A 21520-nucleotide genomic window follows, 5' to 3' on the forward strand; every position below is an offset into this window, starting at 1 on the left:
ACCGGTGGGCGCACGGTCTGAGCCTAGGAATTCAGCGATTCCCGTCCTTGCAAGTGCTGACCCACCGGCCGCTACCGGCACCGAACCTGCCAGAGATGGCGAGGCCCGGTAAGCCCCCATTAGTCCTGTCCGGCGAGGCCTCAGGCGCGATAGGCCGCGTCGATCCGCCTCTCTCGGCGCCGCTCCTCGGGCAACTGAGGGCCCCCTGCGGCTGCGTTCACCAGCTCGGCGCGCTGATCGCCACCGAGCCTGACGCCCTCGCGGCGGTCGAACTGGTGCACGTAGCCGACTCCGCGGTCGCTGCGGGTGGAGACGACGAGGCGGGAGCCCTCGAGGCGGACCACGGTGCCGATGCAGACCCGCGGCCGGCGGAGGCTCCCGCTGATCTCGATCGTGACGGTGTCACGGGGCGAGAGCGCGGCGAGCTGCTCAGCCGCGCGGCGCGAGAGCGTCCCGTCCGGTCAGGGCTACGCGGGAGGGATCAGGAAGTTGGCCGTGAAGACGTCGTCGGGGTCTGCAAGCGACGTGACCTCGCAGCTCATAGTCTTGGCCGTTGGAACCCCCCGTCCAGCTACGGTGAGGACAGCCGTGCTGTCGAGGTCTTGCCCTGTGGCTGCGTGGTCGGGCGACGCGACGGTGTAGGTGTGGCCGTTGGCACAGACCAGCCGGTACAGAGGCGCGTTGTGAGCGTCGGCGAAAGCGGTGCCTCCCATCGCGAGGAGGAAGGCGGCGGTGCTGGCAACAGTCACGGCGACACGGCGCATGGGGACCCCTCCGTAGATGTAGGTAGCGCTGACGGTCCTCAGCGATTGACGACCGACCCAGAGTCGTTGGGCTCCGAGACAGTCCGCGTCCTCGAGGAGCGCAGGTTTGACCCGCCCCGGAAGGTGCAGGTCGAGCGCGACGGCGCCTGGCAGCTCGGCTACCAGCGGGCCTGGCGTCTCTGCGACGGCACGGATGGATGGCCGAGGTGCGCTGGTCACAGGTGCACGACCGGGGCTCGGGACGTACGACACGATGGTCCCGCCAGACCGGGTACGACTGCCATCCGCTTGAGCCTCAACTACGGCGCGCAGATCTTCGCGGCCGCCGTCGTGAGGGCCGGCCTGCCCGCCGGGACGACGTCGCACGACCTGCGACACCACTACGCCAGCGTGCTGCTGGCCGCTGGTGAGTCGGTCGTCGCCGTCGCCGAGCGCCTGGGGCACGAGAACGCGTCGCTCGTGCTCACTACCTACGGCCACCTGATGCCCGACTCCGAGGAGCGGACACGACGGGCGGTCGACGAAGCCTGGTGTGCCATCAGCGCGCCATCGGACGAGTCGCTAAGCGGCTGGCCAGCGTAAACAGGAGGTGGTCACACGTTGAAGCGGAACTCCACGACGTCGCCGTCCTGCATGACGTAGTCCTTGCCCTCCATGCGCACCCAGCCCTTGGCGCGGGCGTCGGCCATGGAGCCGGCCTCGACGAGCTGGTCGAAGGAGACGATCTCGGCCTTGATGAAGCCGCGCTGGAAGTCGGTGTGGATCACGCCGGCCGCCTGCGGCGCGGTCGCGCCGATCGGGATCGTCCAGGCCCGCGACTCCTTGGGCCCGGCGGTCAGGTAGGTCTGCAGGCCGAGGGTCGCGAAGCCGACCCGTGCCAGCTGGTGCAGGCCCGGCTCGTCCTGCCCGACGGCGGCCAGCAGCTCGGCGGCCTCCTCCTCGGGCAGCTCGGCGAGCTCGGCCTCGATCTTGGCGTCGAGCAGGATCGCCTCGGCCGGCGCCACGAGCTCGCGCAGGGCGGCGATCTGCGCCTCGTCGGCCAGCTCCTCCTCGTCCACGTTGAACACGTAGAGGAAGGGCTTCGTCGTCAGCAGCGACAGCTCCTTGAGCGGGGCCAGGTCGATGCCGGCGGAGAACAGCGTCCGCCCCTCGTCCAGGATCTCCTGCGCCTCGACGGCGGCCTTGTGCAGCGCCGCCCGCTCCTTGTCCTTGCGCGACTCCTTCTCCAGCCGCGGGACCGCCTTCTCCAGCGTCTGCAGGTCGGCGAGGATCAGCTCGGTGTTGATCGTCTCGATGTCGTCCTCCGGGCTCACCTTGCCCTCGACGTGGACGACGTCGGGGTCGGAGAACACCCGGATCACCTGGCAGATCGCGTCGCTCTCGCGGATGTTGGCCAGGAACTTGTTGCCCAGCCCCTGGCCCTCGCTGGCGCCGCGCACGATGCCGGCGATGTCGACGAAGGACACCGTCGCCGGGATGACCTTCTGGCTGCTGAAGATCTCGGCCAGCTTCGCGAGCCGCGGGTCGGGCACGCCGACCACACCGACGTTCGGCTCGATGGTCGCGAACGGGTAGTTCGCCGCCAGCACGTCGTTCTTGGTCAGCGCGTTGAACAGCGTCGACTTGCCGACGTTGGGCAGGCCGACGATCCCGATGGTGAGACTCACGGGGGTCCAGCCTACGTGGGCCGCCGGGCACGGCCCGGGCGCGTGACCCGTGTGCGCTCAGCCACCGATCCGGCACCCCCGAAAGGTGGCCGGGCGCACGATCGGCCCGGGAACCTCAGCCGGCGCCGATCAGCCGCCGCGTCTGGCGCACCCGGGCCACCAGCCGGCCGGCGACGTCGCGCAGCTCCGCGTCGTCCACCGCCACGTCGGCGTCGTGCCAGGTGGTCCGCTGGTCGACGCGCACCCACTCGTCGGCGTCCGGCAGCGCGCCGGTCAGGTGCGCGGTCAGCTCGACCGTCGGCACGGGCACCGGCGCGGTCCAGACGGCGAACAGCGACGGCGGCAGCGCGTCCATCAGCACGCCCAGCCGCACCAGCGGGTCGGGCTCGCCGTGGATGCGCACCCACGCGTGCAGGCGCGGCTCCGGCCCGCCGGCCAGCGGCCGCGAGGTCCCCAGCGCCCGGATCTCCGTGTGGTCGGCGATCGGCACGAGTTCTCGCGGCAGCCGGAAGGGCTCGCCGTCCTCGACCGCCGGCAGCGGGCCCGGCGGCACCTCGACCACCGGCGACGGCGGACGGTCCAGCGTCAGCACCTGGCCGACGGCGGCGAGCGCACCGCCCTGCCGGAGCTCCGCCCGCACGCTGCCCGTCGTCCCCGTCCGGTCGGGAACGGCGGACACGTCCACGTCGGCGTCCGCCGCCACCGACCGCAACAGGTGCGCCGCCACCGCCCGCGGCGCCCGGCCGGACGACCGGGCCGCCGCGGCCAGCAGATGCCCGACCACCACGCCGCCCTGGATCCCGACGAACGACCGCCAGCTGGGCCCGATCCGCAGCGGCGCCGCCACGGCCGTCATGCCGGCAGCCCCGCGTACAGCGCCGCCACGCCGCCCGACAGCCCGGCCCGGACCCGCCGGCTGACGTCGTCGGCCACGATCTCGTAGCTGCCCGCCTCGATCGCGTCGACCGCGAGCCGCGCGATCTCGGCGGGATCCGACTTCGGCGCCTCGACCCCGACCGTCATGCCGGTGTCCATGTAGCCGACGTGCAGCCCGGCCACCCGCACCCCCCGCGGCGCCAGCTCGGCCCGCAGCGCGTTGGTCATCGACCACGCCGCCGACTTCGCCGCGCAGTACGCCCCGGTGCCCGGGAACGAGACCCACGACAGCACCGAGAGCACGTTGACCACCGAGCCACCCGCCCGCTCCAGCTGCGGGAGGAACGCCCGGGTCACCGCCAGCGGTCCGAGGAAGTTCACGTCCAGCTCGGCCTGCACGGCCGCCGGCGAGCCGGTCAGCAGGTTCGTCCGGGTGTCGACGCCGGCGTTGTTGACCAGCAGCGTCACGTCCCCGGTCGCCTCCGCCGCCGCGGCCACCGACGCCGGGTCGGTGACGTCCAGCAGCACGGGCTGCGCGCCCGGCAGGTCGATCGAGCCGAGGTCCCGCACGCCGGCGTAGACCGTCGCGCCCCGGCCGAGCAGCTCGGCGGCCAGCGCCCGCCCGAAGCCGCGGTTGGCACCGGTCACGAACGCCGTTGTCGGTTTGGAATCCATACCGACAACGTAGCGGACGGCGTCAACCCTCCGCGCGCACCGAGTCGAGCACCTGCTGGAACGTCGGCCGCCACTCGTCGGCCACCGAGTGGGGGGCGAAGAACACCAGCAGCAGGCGCGGCTCCGCCAGCGCCACCACGCCGCGCACGTGCAGCTCCTCGACGTCCCCCAGCGCCATCGTGCCGCTGAACGACGCGAACTCCTGCCCCGCCACCTCGGTCGTGCCGTCGTTCGCCAGCGACGCCCCCGGCAGCGCGGCCGCCACGAGTTCCACCTGCTGCGAAGGGGAGTCGCTGTTGAGCCGGTCGTCGGTGTCGGCGTACACCCCCACGACCGAGTCCGGGTCGTCGTGCGCCGCGGTCGCCGCCGCCGTGCTGTCGTCCTCGACGAACAGCGGGCGCCAGTCGCGGGTCGAGAGGACGACGTCGTCCGCGCTGTCCGGCTCCGCGAACCGCTGCCAGTCCGCCGGCACCCGGGCCGTGAAGCCCTCCACCAGCTGCCGCTCGAGCGGCGGGTCGGCCGCCCAGGGCCGCCACACCAGCGCGAGGACGGCGACCACCGCCAGCAGCAGCGCGGCCGCCACCCACCACCACGCGCGTCCGCTGCGGCGGCGGGCCGGCGCCGGGCGCGTCGGACCCCGCGGCCCGGCCGCCTCGACCGGCGGGCCCAGCGCCGGGTCGTGGCGGATGGTGCTCGGCGCCCGCGGATCGGGCACCACCGGCGGACCCGGGGGCACGGGGACCGGCACCGAGCGCGCGCCGCTCGGGAAGCTCGGGTGCCCAGGCCGGGGGTCCGGCAGCGGTCCCCGGAGGACGACGGGGGGGTCGTCCGGCGGGGAGGACACCGGGCCCATCGGTGTCTGCGTGGCCGCGCGGAGCAGCGCGACGAAGGCACCGCAGCTCTCCGGCCGGTCGGCGCGCTCCTTGGCCATCCCGTGGGCGATGACCCCGTCCACTGTCGGCGGCAGGTCGGCCCGGCGCGCGGCCAGCGACGGCGGCGGGGCGTTGATGTGCGCCCAGAGCAGCGCGGCGTCGGTGTCGCGGACGAACGGCGGCTCCCCCGTGAGCATCTCCGTGGTCACGCAGGCGAGGGCGTAGACGTCGGCCCGGGAGTCGACGTCGTCGCCGCGGATCTGCTCCGGCGCGACGTAGTTGAGCGTGCCGAGGAACTGGCCGGTCGTGGTGATGCCCGAGGCCGACGACGTCTTCTTGGTCAGCCCGAAGTCGGTCAGGTAGACGTGCACGTCGGGCGGCACCCGCTCGGCCGTCGCCCCCGACATCACCAGGTTCGCCGGCTTCACGTCGCGGTGCACCAGCCCCGCCGAGTGGGCCGCGTCGAGCGCCGACGCCGCCTGCTGCAGCACGAACAGGGTCGTGGCGACGTCGAGCGGACCGCGGGTGGCCAGCACGGTGTGCAGGTCGGCCCCGTGGATGAACCGCATCGCGAGGTACAGCAGCCCCTGCCACTCGTCGGCCTCGTAGATCGGGATGATGTGCGGGTGCTCGACGGCCGCGGCCAGCCGTGACTCGCGCACGAACCGCTCGCGGAAGCGCTCGTCGTCGGACAGGTCGGGCGAGAGCACCTTGAGCGCCACCGGGCGGTCCAGGCGCACGTCCCGCGCGCGGTAGACCAGGCCCATGCCGCCGCGGGCGACGAGGTCCTCCACCCGGTAGCGCGAGACCTCGACGCCCTGCTGCAGCAGCGGCTGCATCAGCCGGGCACCGGGCTGCCGCAGGCACCGCAGTAGCGGCCCTGCGCCGGCACACCCTCACCGCAGTTGACGCAGAAGGCCGGCCGGCGGCCCGACGGCGGGCCCGCGGCCGCCGCCGCGCCGGGCGGCACCGGGGGCCACGACGGCTCCCCCGCCCGCACGGGCACCGGCGCGACCGCCACCGGCGCACCCGCGGCCGGCGGGCCCGCGGGTCGCGGCGCCGGGACACCGGCCGGCGGGACCGGCGACGGCGGGCTCGGCCACGGCGGGGGTGGCACCGACGACGGCCCGAGCAGCACCGGCGCGGGCTCCGCGTCGTGCGGAGCGCCCGGGCCGGGAGCGCCCGGGGCGGGCGGGCCCGGGGCGGGCGGGCCCGGGGCGGCGGGTGGTCCCGACCGGCGCGAGCGCCGCCGCGCGACCAGCCACCAGAGCAGCAGCAGGAGGACCAGCGCGCCCCCGGCGACCGCGGCCCAGAGCCACCACGGCGTCCCCTGCTCCCCGTCGGCGGGCTCGGCCGCCGCCGGCTCCTCGCCGGCAGCCAGGTCGGTGGCGGTCTGCCGGTGCCGGTCGGCCAGCGCCGACTCGAAGAACTCGCCGGCCGACTCCAGCCGCTGCGCCGCGGCGCTGTAGCGGCCGTCGTTGAACAGCTCCAGGCCGCGGGTGAAGGCGACGTCGAACGGCGACCGGTCGGTCGCGATGCCCGCCTCGGTCAGGGCCTCGCTGATCGCCGCCGCCCCCACCACCGTGCCGTCGTCCCCGGAGCGGTCCCAGTCGACGAGACCGAGGACCTCGCCGCTCTCCGGGTCGAGCAGCGGCCCGCCGGTCAGGCCCGCGCCGAACCGGTCGCGCAGGCCCTGGTCCGCGGCCGCCGTCACCGCACCGTCGGCCACCTGCACCGGCACGGTCGCCGGCGCCCAGCCGGCCGGGTCCTCCGGCACCGCGGTGTCGAAGCCGGCCAGCGTCGCCTCGGCCGGCACCCCGCCCCTGGACAGCGCCGCGGTGGGCGTCGCGGACCCTCCGACGCGGAGCAGCACGACGTCGGTCGGCCCGCCGTTCTCGCCGAAGACCGGCACGGCCCGCACCCGCTGCGGCTCCTCGGTGAGCAGCACGACGTCGTACTGCAGGTCCGCGGTGACGATGCAGTGGTCGACCCGCTGGGTAGCAGTGGTGCAGGTGCTGGTCGAGGTCCGGATCGGTCGCGGAGGTGGGCGACAGGGAGCCGTTGCCGGCCACGAGCTGCGCGCCGATGTGCTCGACGAAGAGCTGGTTCGCCGCCGGCACCGTGATCCGGTCGAGGTCCACGGCGAGCTCGCGCCCGAGCGTGGCGACGATGCCGTCGGCGCTGACCAGCACGCCCGTGGCCTGCCCCTGCCGCACCGGGTAGGAGTCCTGGTGGATGACCAGGTCCCCGGTGCTGTGGTTGATGTGCGCGATGTTGGTGACCGCGGTGACCTCGATGCGCACCAGCGCCGCCTGCGCGCCCTCGATCCCGACGTCGACGGCGGGCGGCGGCTCGTCCGGGGCGGGCGCCGCGAGGGCGGGCGGCGCGGCCAGCCCTCCGACGAGCAGGGCCCCGGCCAGCACGGCGAGGAGGCGGGAGCGGTGCGCGGATCCGGTCGCCATGAGCGTCCCCCGATGCTCGGCACGTGCGGGAGCCCCATCTGGCTCGACGCCCCCGGTGCGGAGGCATCCACCCACCCGACGGCGCGCTGCCAGACGTCTCCTTGCGGCGTGAAGCACCTTCCGGCGTGTCGACACGCCGGGGTGGCGGCGCCCTACGCGCCGGGGCGGGGCAGCAGGCCGCGCTCCACGGCGACCATCACCGCGCGCGTGCGGTCGTCGACGCCGAGCTTGGTGAACACCCGCAGCAGATGGGTCTTCACCGTCGCCTCGCCGATGAACAGCTCCCGCCCGATCTCGGCGTTGGTGAGCCCGCGCGCCACCCCGCGCAGCACCTCGAGCTCGCGCGGCGTCGGCGCCTCCACCGCCGGCGCCCGCAGCCGCGAGACCAGCCGCGCGGCCACCGGCGGCGCCAGGACGGTCTCGCCGCGGGCCGCGGCGCGCACGGCGTCGGCGAGCTGCGGCAGCGGCGCGTCCTTGAGCAGGTAGCCGGTCGCCCCGGCCTCGACCGCCCGCACGATGTCGGCGTCGGTGTCGTAGGTGGTCAGCACCAGCACGCGGACGGCGGGGTGCGCCGCGGCCAGCCGCTCGATCGCCGTGACGCCGTCCATCCGCGGCATCCGCAGGTCCATGAGGACGACGTCCGGCGTCGTCTCGGCCACCCGGGCCAGGGCCTCCAGCCCGTCGCCGGCCTCCCCCACCACCGTGAGGTCGGGCTGGGCGTCCAGCCAGCCGACCAGCCCGCCCCGCACCACCGGGTGGTCGTCGACCACCAGCACCCTGGTGCTCACGCCTCCGGCACCCGCACCGTCACCCGCGTGCCCTCCCCCGGCGCCGACACCACGTCCACCGAACCGCCGACCTCGGCCACCCGGCGGCGCAGCCCGGCCAGCCCGGACCCGCTCGCCGCGCCCGGGTCGAAGCCCACCCCGTCGTCCTCGACGTGCACCGACACCTGCCGCTCCCCCGCCTCCCCGACCACCGACAGCCGCAGCACGACGGCGGTGGCGCCGGCGTGCCGGCGCACGTTGCTCAGCGCCTCCTGCGCGCCGCGCAGCAGCACGACCTCGTCGTTGCGCGACAGCGCCGGCCCCTCGTCGAGGGCGGCGGTGTCCACCCGCGTCGCCACGCCGGTCTCCCGCCCGAACCGCTCGGCCAGCCGGTGCAGCGCCTCGACGAGGGTCGCCCCCTCCAGCGGCACCGGCGAGAACGCGGCCACCATCGCCCGCGCCTCGGCCAGGTTCTCCCGGGCGACCTCCTCGATCAGCGCCAGCCGCTCGGCGGCGGCCGCCGGGTCGGCGGCGAGCTGGGCCGCGGCGGTCTGCGCCAGCACCACGATGCTCGTGTAGCCCTGCGCCAGCGTGTCGTGCACCTCGCGGGCCATGCGCTCGCGCTCGGCCAGCACGCCGCTCTCGTGGTGGGCGGCGGCGAGCTCGGCCCGCGTCGTCTCCAGCTCGTGGATGAGCGCGGCCCGCTGCCGGCTCTGCTCGAGCACCCGGCTCACCCAGAGCCCCAGCGCGATGCTGAACACCAGCCCGATGAGGGTCTGCAGCACGCCGACGAGCGGCTCGGTCCCCTGCGCCCAGTGGATCGCCGGCCCCACCGTGCTGGCCAGCGCCAGGGCCACGGTCCAGACGATGCCGGGCCGCGGCGACTCGACCAGGAACCACACCTGCGGATAGGCCAGGAACAGCAGGAACAGCAGCTCCGGCGCCTGCCAGCCCAGGACGACGAACACGCCGACCAGCACCAGCAGGTAGGCCACCGCCCGGCCGTCGTGCTCGCCGGCGATCGCCGGCGCGCCCAGCACCAGGTAGGCCACGCCGAGCACCAGGAGCGCGGCCAGCGTGATCCACCGCGAGCCCTCGACCCGGCCGACCGCGGTGGTGACCAGCGCGATCGCGAGGAGGACGGCGAAGACGCCGTGCAGGCCGACCACGGTCCCCCGCCAGCTGCGCGGGGACAGCGGCGCCTCGCGGTCCTCCCCACCGCGAGCGGGGAGGACCGCGAGGCGCCGGCGCTGCGCGGAGCTCACCCCGCCCGCCGCCAGCGGAACGTCCTGACGCAGACCACGAGGCCGATGATCACCCACGCGGCCAGCACCGCGGCAGTGGTCCCGTGCTCCCACGTCCCCGCGGGCTCCGCGACGGCCGCGGAGTCGGGCAGGAAGACCGACCGCATGCCCTGCACCATCCACTTCAGCGGCAGCAGCGCGGCCACCTGCTGCATCCAGGTCGGCAGCTCGGAGAAGACGAAGAACACCCCGGAGAAGAACTGCAGGACGACGGCGACGGCGGTGATGCCGTTGGCCACGGCCCGGGCGCTGCCCCCGAGCGCGGAGACCGCGATGCCCAGCACCGTCCCCGCCGTGGCGCCGAGCAGCACCACCCAGGCGAAGGTGGCCCACCGGTCGACCGTCGTCGGCAGCTCGACGTCGTAGGCGAGGACCGCCACCGTCAGCAGCACGGCGAGCTGGGCCACGGTCGTCACCAGCACCTGCCCGGCCTTGCCGAGGAAGTAGGCCAGGGGCGGCGTGCCCAGCGTCTGCAGCCGGGCGAGGTCGCCGTTCTCCCGCTCCTGGGCGATCGCGGTGCCGACCGCCTGGAAGCTGGTCAGCAGGATGCCGGTCGCCGCGATGCCGGCGAGGAAGTACTGCGCGTAGGGCACGCCGGCCGGTGCGTCGTCGTCGTCGGCCATGACCGACGCGAAGATCACCAGCATCACGATCGGGTAGGCGAAGGAGAACACCACCTGCGCCGGGTCCCGGCGGAAGAGCCGGAGCTCGAGGGCGGTGCGGGCGCGGCCGATCGACAGCGCGCTCGGCGGGGCAGGGGTCTGCAGGGCGGTCATCGCGCGGCTCCTCCGGCGGCGGGTGCGGGCTCGACGAGCGAGAGGTAGACGTCCTCCAGCCCGGGCCGGGTGACGGTCAGGTCGGGGACCTCGCGGCCGGCGGCGAGCAGGTCGCGGAGGACGGCGGAGGGCGCGTCGGTGCGGATCTCGCGGCGGCGGCGGCCCTCGGTCCAGGCGACCGTGGCGACCTCGCGGAGGGCGGCGCCCAGCTCGTCGGGCGGGGCGACGTCGACCAGCCGGCCGCCGGACAGCACGCCGACCCGGTCGGCCAGCTGCGCGGCCTCGTCGAGGTAGTGGGTGGTGAGGACGACGGTGGCGCCGTCGGCCCGCAGCCCGCGCACCAGCGTCCAGAACTGCCGCCGGGCGGCCGGGTCCAGGCCGGTCGTCGGCTCGTCGAGGAAGACCAGCTCCGGCCGGCCCTGCACGCCGAGCGCCACCTCCAGCCGCCGGCGCTGGCCGCCCGACAGCCGGTCGACCCGGGTGCCCGCCTGCTCGGTCAGCCCGACCGCGGCGATCAGCTCGCCGCTCTCCCGGGGGGTGGCGTGGTAGCGGGCGAAGTGCGCCACGGTCTCCCGGACGGTGAGCGCGTTGCCCGCGCCGGTCGACTGCCCGACGACGCCGACGCGGTCCCGCCACGCCCGCCCCGCGGTCGCGGGGTCGGCGCCGAGCACCGTCACGTCGCCGGTGTCGCGGCGGCGGACGCCCTCGAGGATCTCGACCGTCGTCGTCTTGCCGGCGCCGTTCGGGCCGAGCAGCGCGAAGACCTCGCCGCGGCGCACGTCGAGGTCGAGGTCGTCCACCACGGTCCGGTCGCCGTAGCGCTTGACCAGGCCGCGCACGTGCACCGCGGCCTCGGGTCCGGGCGCCGGGGTGGTCGGCCCGGGCGCCGGTTGCGTCGTCGTCATGCCGAGAAGCCTCGCGACGCCTGCCGCCGCCCGGGACCGCCGAACCGCTGGTCCGCCGTCCACCGGTCGGTGGACGGTGGACGTCCGCCGTCAGGTCACCGCGACAGCCCCTGGTACCTGCGGACGGCGAGCACGGCGAAGACCGCCGTGAGCACCACCGGCCAGGCGACGGCGAGCAGCATCGCGTGCTCGGTGGCCCAGCCGCCGCCGGTGCCCACCGGCGCCCCGAACAGGTCGCGGACGGCGGTGACCGTCGCGGCCAGCGGGTTCCACTCCGCGACCGTGGCCAGCCAGCCGGGCATCGCCGACGCGGCGACGAAGGCGTTGGAGAGGAAGACGAACGGCCACACCAGGATCTGCACCGCCGTCACGCTCGCCGGGTCGCGGGCGACCAGCCCGAGCCAGATGCCCGCCCACAGGAAGCCCAGCCGGAGCAGCAGCAGGAGGCCGATCCCGGCCGGCAGCGCGCCCCAGTCGACCGGCCGCCAGCCCACCGCCAGGGAGGCGGCCACCAGCACCAGCAGACCGACGGCCGAGGAGAGCATGTCGGCCAGGCAGCGCCCGGCCACCACCGCCGACGGCGCCATGGGCAGCGAGCGGAACCGGTCGGTGACCCCGCGCGCGGTGTCGGTGACGACGGCGGTCATGGTGCCCTCGATGCCGAACACCATCGTGATGGCCAGCAGCCCCGGCACGAGGAACTCGCGATAGCTGCCGCCGCCGGGCACCGCCATCCCGCCGCCGAGCAGGAACAGGAACATCAGCAGCAGGAGCACCGGGAACAGGGCGTTGACCAGCAGCCCGGCCGGCTGGCGGCGCCAGTGGGCGACGTCGCGGCCGGCCACGGTGACGGCGTCGGCGACCGCCCAGCGCAGCCGGTCGGCCAGGGTCTCCTCGGGCAGGGCCTCGCGGGGCAGCAGGGCGGTCACGCCGCCACCTCCTGCCGGGCGCCGGTGATCCGGAGGTACGCCTCGTCCAGGGTCGTCGGTCGGAGCACCACGTCGTCCACCCGGATGCCGGCCTCGTCGAGCGCGCGCACCACCTCTCCCACCACCCCGGGCCGCCGGGGCACGGGGACGGTGACCCGCGCCCCGGCGCCGGCCGGTCCGGGCGGCCCCTCCGCGACCCGCCCGGCCAGGGCGAGCGCCTCGTCGGCGCGGGCCGGGTCGGCCAGGGCCAGCTCCAGGCGGTCGCCGCCGACCGCGGCGGTCAGCTCGCGCGGGGTGCCGCGGGCGACCACCCGGCCGCCGTCGAGCACGCACACGTCGTCGGCCAGCCGCTCCGCCTCCTCCAGGTACTGGGTCGTCAGCAGCACCGTCGTGCCGCCGGCGACCAGCGCCCGGACGGCGTCCCACACGTCCTGCCGGCCGGCGGGGTCCAGGCCGGTGGTCGGCTCGTCGAGGAACAGCGCCTGCGGCGCGAGCACCAGCGCCGCGGCGATGTCGAGGCGGCGCCGCATGCCACCGGAGAACTGGCGGACCGGCTTGCCGCCCGTGCCGGCCAGCCCCACCTGCTCGAGCAGCGCGTCGGCCCGGCGGCGGGCCGCGCGGCGGTCGAGGTGGTGCAGCCGGGCGAAGAGCACCAGGTTCTCCCGGCCGCCGAGGACCTCGTCGACCGCGGGCGACTGGCCCACCAGGCCGAACCGCCGGCGCGCCGCGCGGGGCTCGGCCACCACGTCGATCCCGGCGATCGCCGCGCGGCCGCCGTCCGGCCGGAGCAGCGTGGTGAGGATCTTGACCGCCGTCGTCTTGCCGGCGCCGTTCGGCCCCAGAAGCGCGCACACCTGCCCGCCGGCCACCTGCAGGTCGACGCCGTCGAGCACGGTCGTCCCGCCGAACGCCTTGCGCAGCCCGGCCACCTCGATCACCGCTGTCATCATGTCTCCGTACGGTGTATGTCATTCACGGGAGTGACACCATACGCCGTACGGAGATCGTTGCGCCAGTGCGTGGGGGAGGCTGTCGGCATGGCCACCGAGTTCACGGGGACGGGCGACCCGGCCCGCAGCATGGCGCTGCTGTGGCGCACGCCCGGCCGCGACGGCAGCCGCCCCGGACCGCGGCCGGGGATCGACGTCGACCGGATCGTCGCCGCCGCGGTCGCGCTCGCCGACCGGGAGGGCCTGGCCGCGGTCTCGATGCGCCGGCTGGCCGGCGAGCTCGGCGTCGGTGCCATGTCGCTCTACACCCACGTCCCGGGCAAGGGCGAGCTCGTCGACCTGATGCTCGACTCGGTGCTCGGCGAGCTCTACCCCGAGGACGACGCGCTGCTGGCCGGCGGCTGGCGCGCGCGGCTGGAGGGGATGGCCCGGGCCAACTGGGCGCTGTTCGTCCGCCACCCGTGGGCGCTGCACGTGGCCACCGGCCGCCCGCCGCTGGGGCCGAACCTGATGCGCAAGTACGAGGTCGAGCTGCGCGCGGTCGACGGGCTGGGCCTCTCCGAGGTGGAGATGGACCTGCTGGTCACGCTGGTCAACGGGTTCGTCCGCGGCTCGGTCGCCGGCGTGCACGAGAAGGCCGACGCCGAGCGGGCCACCGGCATCACCGAGCTCCAGTGGTGGGAGGCGACCGAGCCCTACGTCGCGCAGGTGTTCGACGCGTCGCGGTACCCGACGGCGGCGCGGGTGGGGCCGGTCGCCGGGCAGGAGCTGGGCGCCTACGACCCCGAGCGCTCCTTCGAGTTCGGGCTGGCGCGGCTGCTCGACGGAATCGGCGTGCTCGTCGACCGCTGACTCACGAGGCGGTCCGGACCGACGCCGTGATCTCCTCGAACGTCGGCCGCCAGTCGTCGTAGATGCTCTCGGGGGCGGCGCAGAGCAGCAGGATCTCGCCGCCGACGACGACGCCGTGGATCCCGAGATCCGCCCCGCCCAGCCGGTAGGTGCCCTCCAGCCGGAAGCCGTCCTGCCCGGCGACCTCCGCCGAACCCGCAACCCGCACGTCCATCTCCCCGGGGAACGCGGTCGCGATCTGGCCCGGCAGATCTCCCACGGCCTCGTCCTCGAGGCCCGTGCCGGGTGACACGTGCACGCCGACCGACCGCTCGGGCTCCTGGGCGGCGACGTCCGCGAACTCCTCCCCGTTGCCGCCCGTCGGGACGACCAGGCCCGCCGGGCCGAACACGAGCGCGTCGGTCACGCCCTGGACGGGGTGCATCTCCCAGTCGGCCGGCAGATCGGCGGCGTAAGGGACGACGACGAGCTCACGGGTCTCCAGATCGGGCCCCGACGACCACGGCCGCCACAGCGCCAGGACCAGGGCGACCGCGGCGAGCGCGGCGACGGCGGCCGGCCACCACCGCCGTCGGCGCCGCTCGGGAGCCGGCGGCTCGGGGACCGGCGGCTCGGTGACCGGCGGCTGGACGGGTGGGGGCGGCTCCGGCTGGACGGGCGTGTGGTGGCGGGCGTGCCGGACGGTGGGCGGGGCCGGCGTCCGCGCGGTGCGCGCCGGCGCAGGGGGGACCTCCTCGCCCAGCGCGGTCCGCAGCGCCCGCACGAACTCCCCGGCCGAGCCCGGCCGGTCGTGCCGGTCCTTGGCCATCCCGGCCGCGAGCACGTCGTCGACGGCGCCGGGCAGCTCCGGCCGCGCGTCGGTGACCGGCGGCGGCGCCGTCGACATGTGCGCCCACAGCAGCGCGGCCTGCTCCTCGTGCGGGAACGGCGGCGCGCCGGCGAGCACCTCGTGCGCGACGCAGGCCAGCGCGTAGACGTCGGTGCGCGCGTCGACGTCCTCGCCCCGGATCTGCTCCGGGGCGACGTAGTGCAGCGACCCCAGGAACTGGCCGGTGCGGGTCAGCCCGCTGCCGCTGGTGGCGCGCTTGGTCAGGCCGAAGTCGGTCAGGTAGACGTGCGTCCGCGGCGGCAGCACCTCGGCGGAGGCGCCGGACAGCAGGAAGTTGCCGGGCTTGACGTCGCGGTGGACCAGCCCCGCCTCGTGCGCGGCGTCCAGGGCGTCGGCGCCCTGGTCGAGCAGGTGGAGCGCGGGAGCCGGGTCGAGCGGCCCGCGCGTGGCCAGCACCGTGTGCAGGTCGGCGCCGCGGACGAACCGCATCGCGAGGTACAGCAGGCCGTGCCACTCGTCGGCCTCGTAGACGGGGATGACGTGCGGGTGGTCGACGGCGGCGGCCAGCCGCGACTCGCGCACGAACCGCTCCCGGAACCGGGCGTCCTCCGACAGCTCCGGCGTCAGCACCTTGAGCGCCACCGACCGGTCCAGCCGCAGGTCGACGGCGCGGTAGACCAGGCCCATGCCGCCGCGGGCGACGAGCTCCTCCACCCGGTAGCGGGAGACCACCGTCCCCACGTCGAGCCCCGGCTGCACCATGGCGCGCCTCCCCTGCCGGCCGGCAGCGTAGGGCTCCCGGCCCTCCGCTGGGAACGTCGCGGCGCTCCACGGCCGTGTCCGGAAACCGCCAGTCACCGTTCCTCCCGGCTGGCAGGCTGGGGTCCGTGACCGAGGCCCTGGACCACGAGCGCTGCTACCGCGCGGTGGCCAGCCGCGACGCCCGCTTCGACGGCTGGTTCTTCACCGCGGTGCACACGACCGGCATCTACTGCCGGCCGTCCTGCCCCGCCCGCACGCCGCTGGCCCGCAACGTCTCCTTCTTCACCACCGCGGCCGCGGCGCAGGCGGCCGGCTTCCGCGCCTGCCGCCGCTGCCGGCCCGACGCCGCCCCCGGGTCGCCGGCGTGGGACGTCCGCGCCGACGTCGTCGCCCGCGCGATGCGGCTGATCGCCGACGGCGAGGTGGAGCGCTCCGGCGTCCCCGGCCTCGCCGCGCGGCTCGGCTACTCCGAGCGGCAGCTGCACCGGCTGCTCGTCGGCGAGCTGGGCGTCGGCCCGCTCGCGCTGGCCCGCGCCCGGCGGGCACAGACCGCCCGGGTGCTCATCGAGACCACCGACCTGCCCATGGCCGACGTCGCCTTCGCCGCCGGCTTCGCCAGCATCCGGCAGTTCAACGACACCGTGCGCGAGGTGTTCGCCAGCACCCCGACCGCGCTGCGCACCCGGCGCCGCGGGGCGACCGCCGGCACGCCGGGCGAGCTGACCCTGCGGCTGACCGCCCGCGCGCCGTTCGCCGCCGACGAGGTGCTGCTCTTCCTGGGCGCGCACGCCGTCCCCGGGCTGGAGGAGTGGGACGGGACGACGTTCGCCCGCGTGCTGGACCTGCCGCACGGGGCGGCGGTGGTGCGCCTCTCCCCCGCCCGCGACGGGTCGGTGACCGCGCGGCTGCGGCTGACGTCGCTGCGCGACCTGGGCGCGGCGGTCAGCCGCTGCCGCCGGATGCTCGACCTCGACGCCGACCCCGCCGCGGTCGACGAGGTGCTCGGCGCCGATCCCGCGCTCGCCGGGCTGGTCGCGATCGCCCCCGGCCGCCGGGTGCCCACCTCGCCCGACGCCGCGGAATTGGCGGTGCGCGCCGTGCTCGGGCAGCAGGTGTCGGTCGCCGGCGCCCGCACCCTCACCGCGCGGGTGCTGCGGGCCGCCGGCACGCCGCTGCCCGAGCCGGTGGGCACGCTGACGCACGCGTTCCCGCGGCCGGAGGCGCTGGCCGACGCCGACCTGGGGTCCGCCGGGCTGACCGGCGCCCGGCGCCGGGCCGTGCACGCCCTGGCCGCGGCGCTGGCCGACGGCTCGATCCCGCTCGGCCCGGGTGCCGACCGCGAGGAGGCCGCCCGCGCGCTGGTCGCCGTGCCCGGGATCGGCCCGTGGACGGCGGCGCTGGTCGGCCTGCGCGGCCTGGCCGACCCCGACGTCTGGCTGCCCGGCGACCTGGCGCTGCGCCGGTCGCTGGCCGCCCTCGGCAGTTCCGACGCCGACGCCGCCCGCCGCTGGCGGCCGTGGCGGTCCTACGCCGTGATGCACCTCTGGGCACTGGCCGTGCCCTCCCTGTTCACCCGCACCCCCTCCCTGGATCGGAGCGCCTGATGACCGTCCGCCACGCCACTATCTTCACCCCGCCCGGCCCGTTCACCGTCGTGGTGGACGGCGACGACGCCGTCCTCGCCGCCGGCTGGACCGCCGACGTCGGCGACCTGCTGCCGGTCGTGCACGCCTCGCTGCGGCCGGTCTCGTCGCAGCAGGTCGGCCGGCTGCCGGTGCTCGACGCCGTGGAGGCCTTCCACGCCGGCGACGTGCACGCGATCGACGACGTCGTCGTGCGCCAGCGCTCGGGGCCGTTCCTGCAGGCGGCGTGGGAGGAGCTGCGCCGCATCCCCGCCGGTGCGCCGGCCACCTACGCCGGGTTCGCCGCCCGCTGCGGCCGGCCGGCCGCGGTGCGCGCGGCGGCCAACGCCTGCGCGCGCAACGCCGCGGCGCTGTTCGTGCCCTGCCACCGGGTGCTCGGGTCCGACGGCGGGCTCGGCGGCTTCCGGTGGGGGACGCCGGTGAAGCGCTGGCTGCTCGACCACGAGGCCGCCGCCACCTCCGCCGTCGCGTAGGCCCCGCCTGCCGGGAATTGTCGGCGGCGTCGGGCACCCTGCCCCACCATGGACGCCGCTTCCCTGCTGCTCGGGCTGCTCCTCGGTGCCCTGCTCGCCACCGCGGCCACCCTCGGCGTGGTCGCGCTCCTGGCCCGCCGGCGCCCGTCGGACACCGGGCTCGAGCCGCTGCACGAGTCGCTGGACCACATGCACCGGCTGCTCACCGGCATGGAGCGGGCCCGGGCGACCGCCCACGGCGAGCTGCGCGAGCAGATGGGCACCGTCGGGCAGGCCTCGGCCCAGCTGAAGCAGGAGACCCAGGCCCTCGTCACCGCGCTGCGCACGCCGCACGTGCGCGGCCGGTGGGGTGAGGTGCAGCTGCGCCGGGTGGTCGAGGTCGCCGGGCTGCTCGAGCACTGCGACTTCGTCGAGCAGCCCGCCGGCACCAGCGACGCCGACGCCGGCGTCCGCCCCGACCTGGTGGTCACGCTGGCCGACGGCCGCCAGGTCGTGGTCGACGCCAAGGTGCCGTTCACCGGCTACATCGAGGCGGTGCAGGCGCCCGACGAGGCGGTCCGCCGGCAGCGGGTCGCCGCGCACGCCCGCCAGCTGCGCGCGCACGTCGACGCGCTGGCCGCCCGCCGCTACCCCACCGCCTTCCGGCCGGCCGCCCCGTTCACCGTGCTGTTCGTCCCCTCCGACGGCTTCCTCACCACGGCGCTCGAGGCCGAGCCCGGCCTGCTCGAGTACGGGTTCGGCCGCGACGTCGTGCTGGCCACGCCGAGCACGCTGCTCGCCCTGCTGCGCACCGTGGCCTACTCGTGGCGGCAGGAGCGGCTGGCCCGCGACGCCGACCAGGTGCTCGAGGTGGGCCGCCGGCTGCACGCCCGGCTGACCACGCTGTCGGGCCACCTCACCCGGCTCGGCTCGGCGCTGGGCGCCACCATGAGCCGCTACAACGAGACGGTCGGCTCCTACGAGACGTCGGTGCTCACGGCCGCACGGCGCTTCGACGCCCTCGGTGTCGGCGAGCAGCCGGTGCCGCAGCCCGAGCAGCTCGAGGCCACGATCCGCACGCTGCGGCCCGCCGACCCCGGGCCCGAGCCCCTCGCCGCTCCCGCCGACGCTCGCGACGGCACGCACGGCTGAACCGTCCACCGGGACGAGTCCGCCCCCCGCCGACGGGCCGACGCGACCCCGAGGTGCCACCACCGGCCCGGCTTCCTGGCTACCGTTGCGGGCGACGACGGGCGGCCGCGACGGCAGCCCGCGGACCCACGGGAGGCGCGATGGCGGCCGACGCCTGGCGACAGGGCGACGTCCGCGCCGACCGGCGCTCGCGTCCGGTGCGCGCCGACCGCGCCGCCGTGGCCGACCGCTACGCCTACGACGAGCCGGAGTACGCCCGCCCGCAGCGCCGGCCGGCCGAGGCCGACCGCGGCCCCGGGCGACCCGCGCGCCGCCCCGCACCGGAGACCGGGCGCCGGACCCGCGGCATCGTCGCCGTCCTCGGCGTCTTCCTGGTCACCGTGGCCGTCGCCGCCGCCGAGTCCCTGCTCTGGACCGGGCTGGGGCTGATCACCGCCACGGGGCTGGTCGTCGCCACCGCGGCCGGTGCCTTCCTCGTCCGCCGGCGCGACCTGCTCACCGTGGTGGTCAGCCCGCCGCTGGTGTTCGCCGCCGTCGTGGCGGTCAACCTGCTCGCGGCCTCCTCGGTGCAGCTGTCCGGCGTCAAGGCGTTCGTGCTGGTCATGGGCACCCAGCTGGTGCAGAACTTCCCGGCGATGGTCGCGGCGACCATCGCCGGCATCGTGGTCGCGCTCATCCGCCTGGCCGCCGGCCGCTGAGCGCCCTTCGCCGACGAGAGAGGGACGTCAGACCCGGTCAGCCGGCGGTGCGGCGGGGGCGGAGCTCCGGCGGCAGGGCGAAGACGAGCCGCTCCTCGGCGGCCTTGACCGTCTCGACGTCGGGGTAGCCGCGCTCGGACAGCCAGTCGAGGACCTCGCTGACCAGCACCTCCGGCACCGAGGCGCCGCTGGTCAGGCCGACGGTGCCGACGCCGTCGAGCCAGGCGGGGTCGATCTCGGCGGCGAAGTCGACCAGGTGCGCGTCCCGCGCACCGGCCTCCAGCGCCACCTCGACCAGCCGCACGGAGTTCGACGAGTTGGTGGAGCCGACGACGATCACCAGGTCGCACTCGGCGGCCATCTGCTTGACGGCCTGCTGCCGGTTCTGCGTGGCGTAGCAGATGTCGTCGCTCGGCGGGGACTGCAGCGTGGGGAACCGCTCCCGCAGCTTGTCGACCGTCGACAGCGTCTCGTCGACCGACAGCGTGGTCTGCGACAGCCACACGACCTTGTCGGGGTCGCGCACCTGGACGTTGGCGACGTCGTGGTCGCCGTCGACGAGCTGGATGCGCTCGGGCGCCTCGCCGGAGGTGCCCTCGACCTCCTCGTGGCCGCGGTGGCCGATGAGCAGGATGTCGTAGTCGTCCTTGGCGAACCGCTTGGCCTCCGAGTGCACCTTGGTGACCAGCGGGCAGGTGGCGTCGATGGTCCGCAGCGACCGCGCCGCGGCCTCGGCGTGCACCGCTGGGGAGACGCCGTGCGCGCTGAAGACGACGACCGACCCCTCGGGCACCTCGTCGGTCTCGTCGACGAAGACCGCGCCGCGCCGCTCGAGGGTGGCGACGACGTGCTTGTTGTGGACGATCTGCTTGCGCACGTACACCGGTGCGCCGTGCAGCTCCAGCGCCTTCTCCACGGCGACGACCGCCCGGTCCACCCCGGCGCAGTACCCGCGCGGGTCGGCCAGCAGGACGCGTCCGCGCTGATCAGCCATGCCTCCCAGGGTACGTGGGCGGCCGCCGCGCGCCCGGGACTGAGAGGAGCACCACCGTCGGGTGCATCTGCGCTGACCGGGTGTGTCGTCCGCGGGGTTCTGGGGCAGGCTGTGCGCATGTCCCGTGAGATCCCCCAGGTCGTCCGCGCCGCCGCCGGACTGGCCGCCACCGTGCTGGACGAGGCGCGCAAGCTGCCCGAGACCCTCCCCGGCCTCCCGGTGCGGGTCGTCGGCCTGACCATGCAGACCGCGATGTGGCTGCAGCAGCAGTACACCGGCCTCGTGGCCCGCGGCGACGAGGTGTTCACGGGCATCCGCGGCGAGGACGAGCCGGGTCTGGCCACCTTCGACGAGGACCTGCCGGCCGCCGAGGCGCCGGCCCCGGCCGGCTTCCGCGACTCGGCCTTCGACCGGGTCGAGGAGCCCGTCGCCGAGGAGGACCTCCTCTCCGGGCTGCCCGAGGACGAGGTCGCGCTGCCCGACGCGTCCGCGGCCGGTGCCGCCGACGCCGCGGTCGCCGGGGACGTCCCGGCCCCGGGCCTCTCGGCGGAGGACACCCTCGAGGAGCTGGCCATCGAGGAGCTCGTCGACGACGAGCTCGCGGGCCTGCCCGCCGAGCCGGCGCCCGCGGAGGTCGTCGCCGCCGTCCAGGACATCACCGAGCAGGTCCGCGAGGCCGACCTGCCGGCCGGGCCCGGGCCCGGCGACGCCGCCACCGAGGACGCCACGGCCGTCGAGAACGCGCTGCTCGAGGCCGACGCCGCCGGCACCACCGGCGAGCCGGGTGGGGCCCCGGACACGGTGTCCGAGCAGGTCGACGTACTCACCCCCGACGGCGGGATCGCCACCGTCGAGGCCACCGTCACCGACGAGGGCGTCGCCGCGCCGGCGGAGGCCACCGACGAGGGCGGCACCCCGGTGGCCGCGGCGACCGGCGTGAGCACCGAGGTGCCGGAGGGCACCGGCCCGGCCGACGACGAGGGCACCGCCGGCGCGCAGGCCGCGGGGACCGCGCCGATCGAGGGCTACGACGGCTGGTCGATCGCCCAGCTGCGCGGCCGGCTGCGCGGCTACGCGCCCTCGACGGTGCAGCAGCTCCTCGACTACGAGGAGGCGACCCGCAACCGCGCGCCGTACCTGCGGATGCTGCGCAACCGGCTGGAGAAGACGCCGACCGCCTCCGCCTAGCCG

General features: G+C 76.0%; 22 protein-coding genes. 7 read left to right on the forward strand and 15 right to left on the reverse strand.

Annotation, left to right across the window (positions count from 1 at the left end):
- Positions 1–140: 140 nt before the first annotated feature.
- Positions 141–344: a hypothetical protein gene (locus ACI797_RS22160; protein ID WP_456861468.1), complete on the reverse strand. Its 204-nt coding sequence runs from the start codon at positions 342–344 to the stop codon at positions 141–143.
- Positions 345–467: 123 nt separating this feature from the next.
- Positions 468–764 (reverse strand): hypothetical protein, encoded by a 297-nt coding sequence (locus tag ACI797_RS22165; protein WP_456861469.1) that lies wholly within the window; start codon positions 762–764, stop codon positions 468–470.
- Positions 765–1052: 288 nt separating this feature from the next.
- On the opposite strand from ACI797_RS22165, the gene ACI797_RS22170 reads away from it, so the two are divergent.
- Complete coding sequence (locus ACI797_RS22170) at positions 1053–1346, forward strand: tyrosine-type recombinase/integrase (protein WP_456861473.1); 294 nt, start codon at positions 1053–1055, stop codon at positions 1344–1346.
- Positions 1347–1357: 11 nt separating this feature from the next.
- Here the strand turns inward: ACI797_RS22170 and ychF are convergent, their stop codons facing one another.
- The 11 genes from ychF to ACI797_RS22225 form a co-directional block, all read right to left on the reverse strand.
- Complete coding sequence (gene ychF / locus ACI797_RS22175; RefSeq protein ID WP_456861475.1) at positions 1358–2431, reverse strand: redox-regulated ATPase YchF; 1074 nt, start codon at positions 2429–2431, stop codon at positions 1358–1360.
- A 115-nt stretch (positions 2432–2546) separates the two neighbouring features.
- On the reverse strand, positions 2547–3287 hold the full coding sequence (locus ACI797_RS22180) for a thioesterase family protein (RefSeq protein ID WP_456861476.1): 741 nt from the start codon (positions 3285–3287) through the stop codon (positions 2547–2549).
- Complete coding sequence (locus ACI797_RS22185; RefSeq protein ID WP_456861478.1) at positions 3284–3982, reverse strand: SDR family oxidoreductase; 699 nt, start codon at positions 3980–3982, stop codon at positions 3284–3286. Before ACI797_RS22185 ends, ACI797_RS22180 begins: the two co-directional genes overlap by 4 nt.
- A gap of 22 nt (positions 3983–4004) precedes the next feature.
- The gene (locus ACI797_RS22190; protein WP_456861480.1) at positions 4005–5693 is read right to left on the reverse strand and encodes a serine/threonine-protein kinase; all 1689 of its coding nucleotides are present in this window, start codon (positions 5691–5693) and stop codon (positions 4005–4007) included.
- The gene (locus ACI797_RS22195) at positions 5693–6802 is read right to left on the reverse strand and encodes a hypothetical protein (RefSeq protein WP_456861482.1); all 1110 of its coding nucleotides are present in this window, start codon (positions 6800–6802) and stop codon (positions 5693–5695) included. Before ACI797_RS22195 ends, ACI797_RS22190 begins: the two co-directional genes overlap by 1 nt.
- 666 nt (positions 6803–7468) lie before the next feature.
- Positions 7469–8104, reverse strand: coding sequence for a response regulator (locus ACI797_RS22200; protein ID WP_456861485.1), 636 nt, complete (start codon positions 8102–8104; stop codon positions 7469–7471).
- A complete protein-coding gene (locus ACI797_RS22205) occupies positions 8101–9348 on the reverse strand; it encodes a sensor histidine kinase (protein WP_456861487.1) in 1248 nt (415 codons plus the stop codon). The genes ACI797_RS22200 and ACI797_RS22205 overlap by 4 nt, the downstream gene beginning before the upstream one ends.
- Complete coding sequence (locus tag ACI797_RS22210) at positions 9345–10163, reverse strand: ABC transporter permease (protein ID WP_456861489.1); 819 nt, start codon at positions 10161–10163, stop codon at positions 9345–9347. Before ACI797_RS22210 ends, ACI797_RS22205 begins: the two co-directional genes overlap by 4 nt.
- Positions 10160–11068, reverse strand: coding sequence for an ABC transporter ATP-binding protein (locus ACI797_RS22215; protein ID WP_456861491.1), 909 nt, complete (start codon positions 11066–11068; stop codon positions 10160–10162). Before ACI797_RS22215 ends, ACI797_RS22210 begins: the two co-directional genes overlap by 4 nt.
- Positions 11069–11163: 95 nt before the next feature.
- A complete protein-coding gene (locus ACI797_RS22220) occupies positions 11164–11997 on the reverse strand; it encodes an ABC transporter permease (RefSeq protein ID WP_456861494.1) in 834 nt (277 codons plus the stop codon).
- Positions 11994–12947 carry an ATP-binding cassette domain-containing protein gene (locus tag ACI797_RS22225; protein WP_456861495.1) on the reverse strand — a complete coding sequence of 318 codons (954 nt, stop codon included), beginning with the start codon at positions 12945–12947 and terminating at the stop codon, positions 11994–11996. Before ACI797_RS22225 ends, ACI797_RS22220 begins: the two co-directional genes overlap by 4 nt.
- Before the next feature lie 87 nt (positions 12948–13034).
- Here ACI797_RS22225 and ACI797_RS22230 point away from each other — a divergent pair, with 87 nt between their 5' ends.
- Entirely contained in the window at positions 13035–13799 is a 765-nt protein-coding gene (locus ACI797_RS22230; protein ID WP_456861497.1) for a TetR/AcrR family transcriptional regulator, read from the forward strand.
- A 1-nt stretch (position 13800) separates the two neighbouring features.
- On the opposite strand, the gene ACI797_RS22235 is transcribed toward ACI797_RS22230, so the two are convergent.
- Positions 13801–15390 (reverse strand): serine/threonine-protein kinase, encoded by a 1590-nt coding sequence (locus tag ACI797_RS22235; RefSeq protein ID WP_456861499.1) that lies wholly within the window; start codon positions 15388–15390, stop codon positions 13801–13803.
- A gap of 125 nt (positions 15391–15515) precedes the next feature.
- On the opposite strand from ACI797_RS22235, the gene ACI797_RS22240 reads away from it, so the two are divergent.
- The 4 genes from ACI797_RS22240 (at position 15516) to ACI797_RS22255 (ending at position 19335) form a co-directional block, all read left to right on the forward strand.
- Positions 15516–16994, forward strand: a complete 1479-nt coding sequence (locus ACI797_RS22240; RefSeq protein ID WP_456861501.1) for an AlkA N-terminal domain-containing protein — start codon at positions 15516–15518, stop codon at positions 16992–16994.
- The gene (locus tag ACI797_RS22245) at positions 16994–17506 is read left to right on the forward strand and encodes a methylated-DNA--[protein]-cysteine S-methyltransferase (protein WP_456861503.1); all 513 of its coding nucleotides are present in this window, start codon (positions 16994–16996) and stop codon (positions 17504–17506) included. The genes ACI797_RS22240 and ACI797_RS22245 overlap by 1 nt, the downstream gene beginning before the upstream one ends.
- A 48-nt stretch (positions 17507–17554) precedes the next feature.
- Positions 17555–18637, forward strand: a complete 1083-nt coding sequence (locus tag ACI797_RS22250; protein WP_456861505.1) for a DNA recombination protein RmuC — start codon at positions 17555–17557, stop codon at positions 18635–18637.
- Between the two features lie 140 nt (positions 18638–18777).
- Complete coding sequence (locus ACI797_RS22255; protein ID WP_456861507.1) at positions 18778–19335, forward strand: DUF6542 domain-containing protein; 558 nt, start codon at positions 18778–18780, stop codon at positions 19333–19335.
- 37 nt (positions 19336–19372) lie between these two features.
- Here the strand turns inward: ACI797_RS22255 and ACI797_RS22260 are convergent, their stop codons facing one another.
- The gene (locus tag ACI797_RS22260; protein WP_456861509.1) at positions 19373–20329 is read right to left on the reverse strand and encodes a 4-hydroxy-3-methylbut-2-enyl diphosphate reductase; all 957 of its coding nucleotides are present in this window, start codon (positions 20327–20329) and stop codon (positions 19373–19375) included.
- Positions 20330–20446: 117 nt separating this feature from the next.
- On the opposite strand from ACI797_RS22260, the gene ACI797_RS22265 reads away from it, so the two are divergent.
- Positions 20447–21517, forward strand: coding sequence for a lipid droplet-associated protein (locus ACI797_RS22265; RefSeq protein ID WP_456861511.1), 1071 nt, complete (start codon positions 20447–20449; stop codon positions 21515–21517).
- Positions 21518–21520 lie beyond the last annotated feature (3 nt).

The organism is Geodermatophilus sp. SYSU D00691 (assembly GCF_054050275.1).

What these genes read in the sequence shown, in the direction of transcription:
- ACI797_RS22165 (WP_456861469.1), bottom strand. Translation starts at nt 764, where the DNA reads ATGCGCCGTGTCGCCGTGACTGTTGCCAGCACCGCCGCCTTCCTCCTC.
- ACI797_RS22180 (WP_456861476.1), bottom strand. Translation starts at nt 3,287, where the DNA reads ATGACGGCCGTGGCGGCGCCGCTGCGGATCGGGCCCAGCTGGCGGTCG.
- ACI797_RS22185 (WP_456861478.1), bottom strand. Translation starts at nt 3,982, where the DNA reads ATGGATTCCAAACCGACAACGGCGTTCGTGACCGGTGCCAACCGCGGC.
- ACI797_RS22190 (WP_456861480.1), bottom strand. Translation starts at nt 5,693, where the DNA reads ATGCAGCCGCTGCTGCAGCAGGGCGTCGAGGTCTCGCGCTACCGGGTG.
- ACI797_RS22210 (WP_456861489.1), bottom strand. Translation starts at nt 10,163, where the DNA reads ATGACCGCCCTGCAGACCCCTGCCCCGCCGAGCGCGCTGTCGATCGGC.
- ACI797_RS22215 (WP_456861491.1), bottom strand. Translation starts at nt 11,068, where the DNA reads ATGACGACGACGCAACCGGCGCCCGGGCCGACCACCCCGGCGCCCGGA.
- ACI797_RS22225 (WP_456861495.1), bottom strand. Translation starts at nt 12,947, where the DNA reads ATGATGACAGCGGTGATCGAGGTGGCCGGGCTGCGCAAGGCGTTCGGC.
- ACI797_RS22230 (WP_456861497.1), top strand. Translation starts at nt 13,035, where the DNA reads ATGGCCACCGAGTTCACGGGGACGGGCGACCCGGCCCGCAGCATGGCG.
- ACI797_RS22235 (WP_456861499.1), bottom strand. Translation starts at nt 15,390, where the DNA reads ATGGTGCAGCCGGGGCTCGACGTGGGGACGGTGGTCTCCCGCTACCGG.
- ACI797_RS22245 (WP_456861503.1), top strand. Translation starts at nt 16,994, where the DNA reads ATGACCGTCCGCCACGCCACTATCTTCACCCCGCCCGGCCCGTTCACC.
- ACI797_RS22250 (WP_456861505.1), top strand. Translation starts at nt 17,555, where the DNA reads ATGGACGCCGCTTCCCTGCTGCTCGGGCTGCTCCTCGGTGCCCTGCTC.
- ACI797_RS22255 (WP_456861507.1), top strand. Translation starts at nt 18,778, where the DNA reads ATGGCGGCCGACGCCTGGCGACAGGGCGACGTCCGCGCCGACCGGCGC.
- ACI797_RS22260 (WP_456861509.1), bottom strand. Translation starts at nt 20,329, where the DNA reads ATGGCTGATCAGCGCGGACGCGTCCTGCTGGCCGACCCGCGCGGGTAC.
- ACI797_RS22265 (WP_456861511.1), top strand. Translation starts at nt 20,447, where the DNA reads ATGTCCCGTGAGATCCCCCAGGTCGTCCGCGCCGCCGCCGGACTGGCC.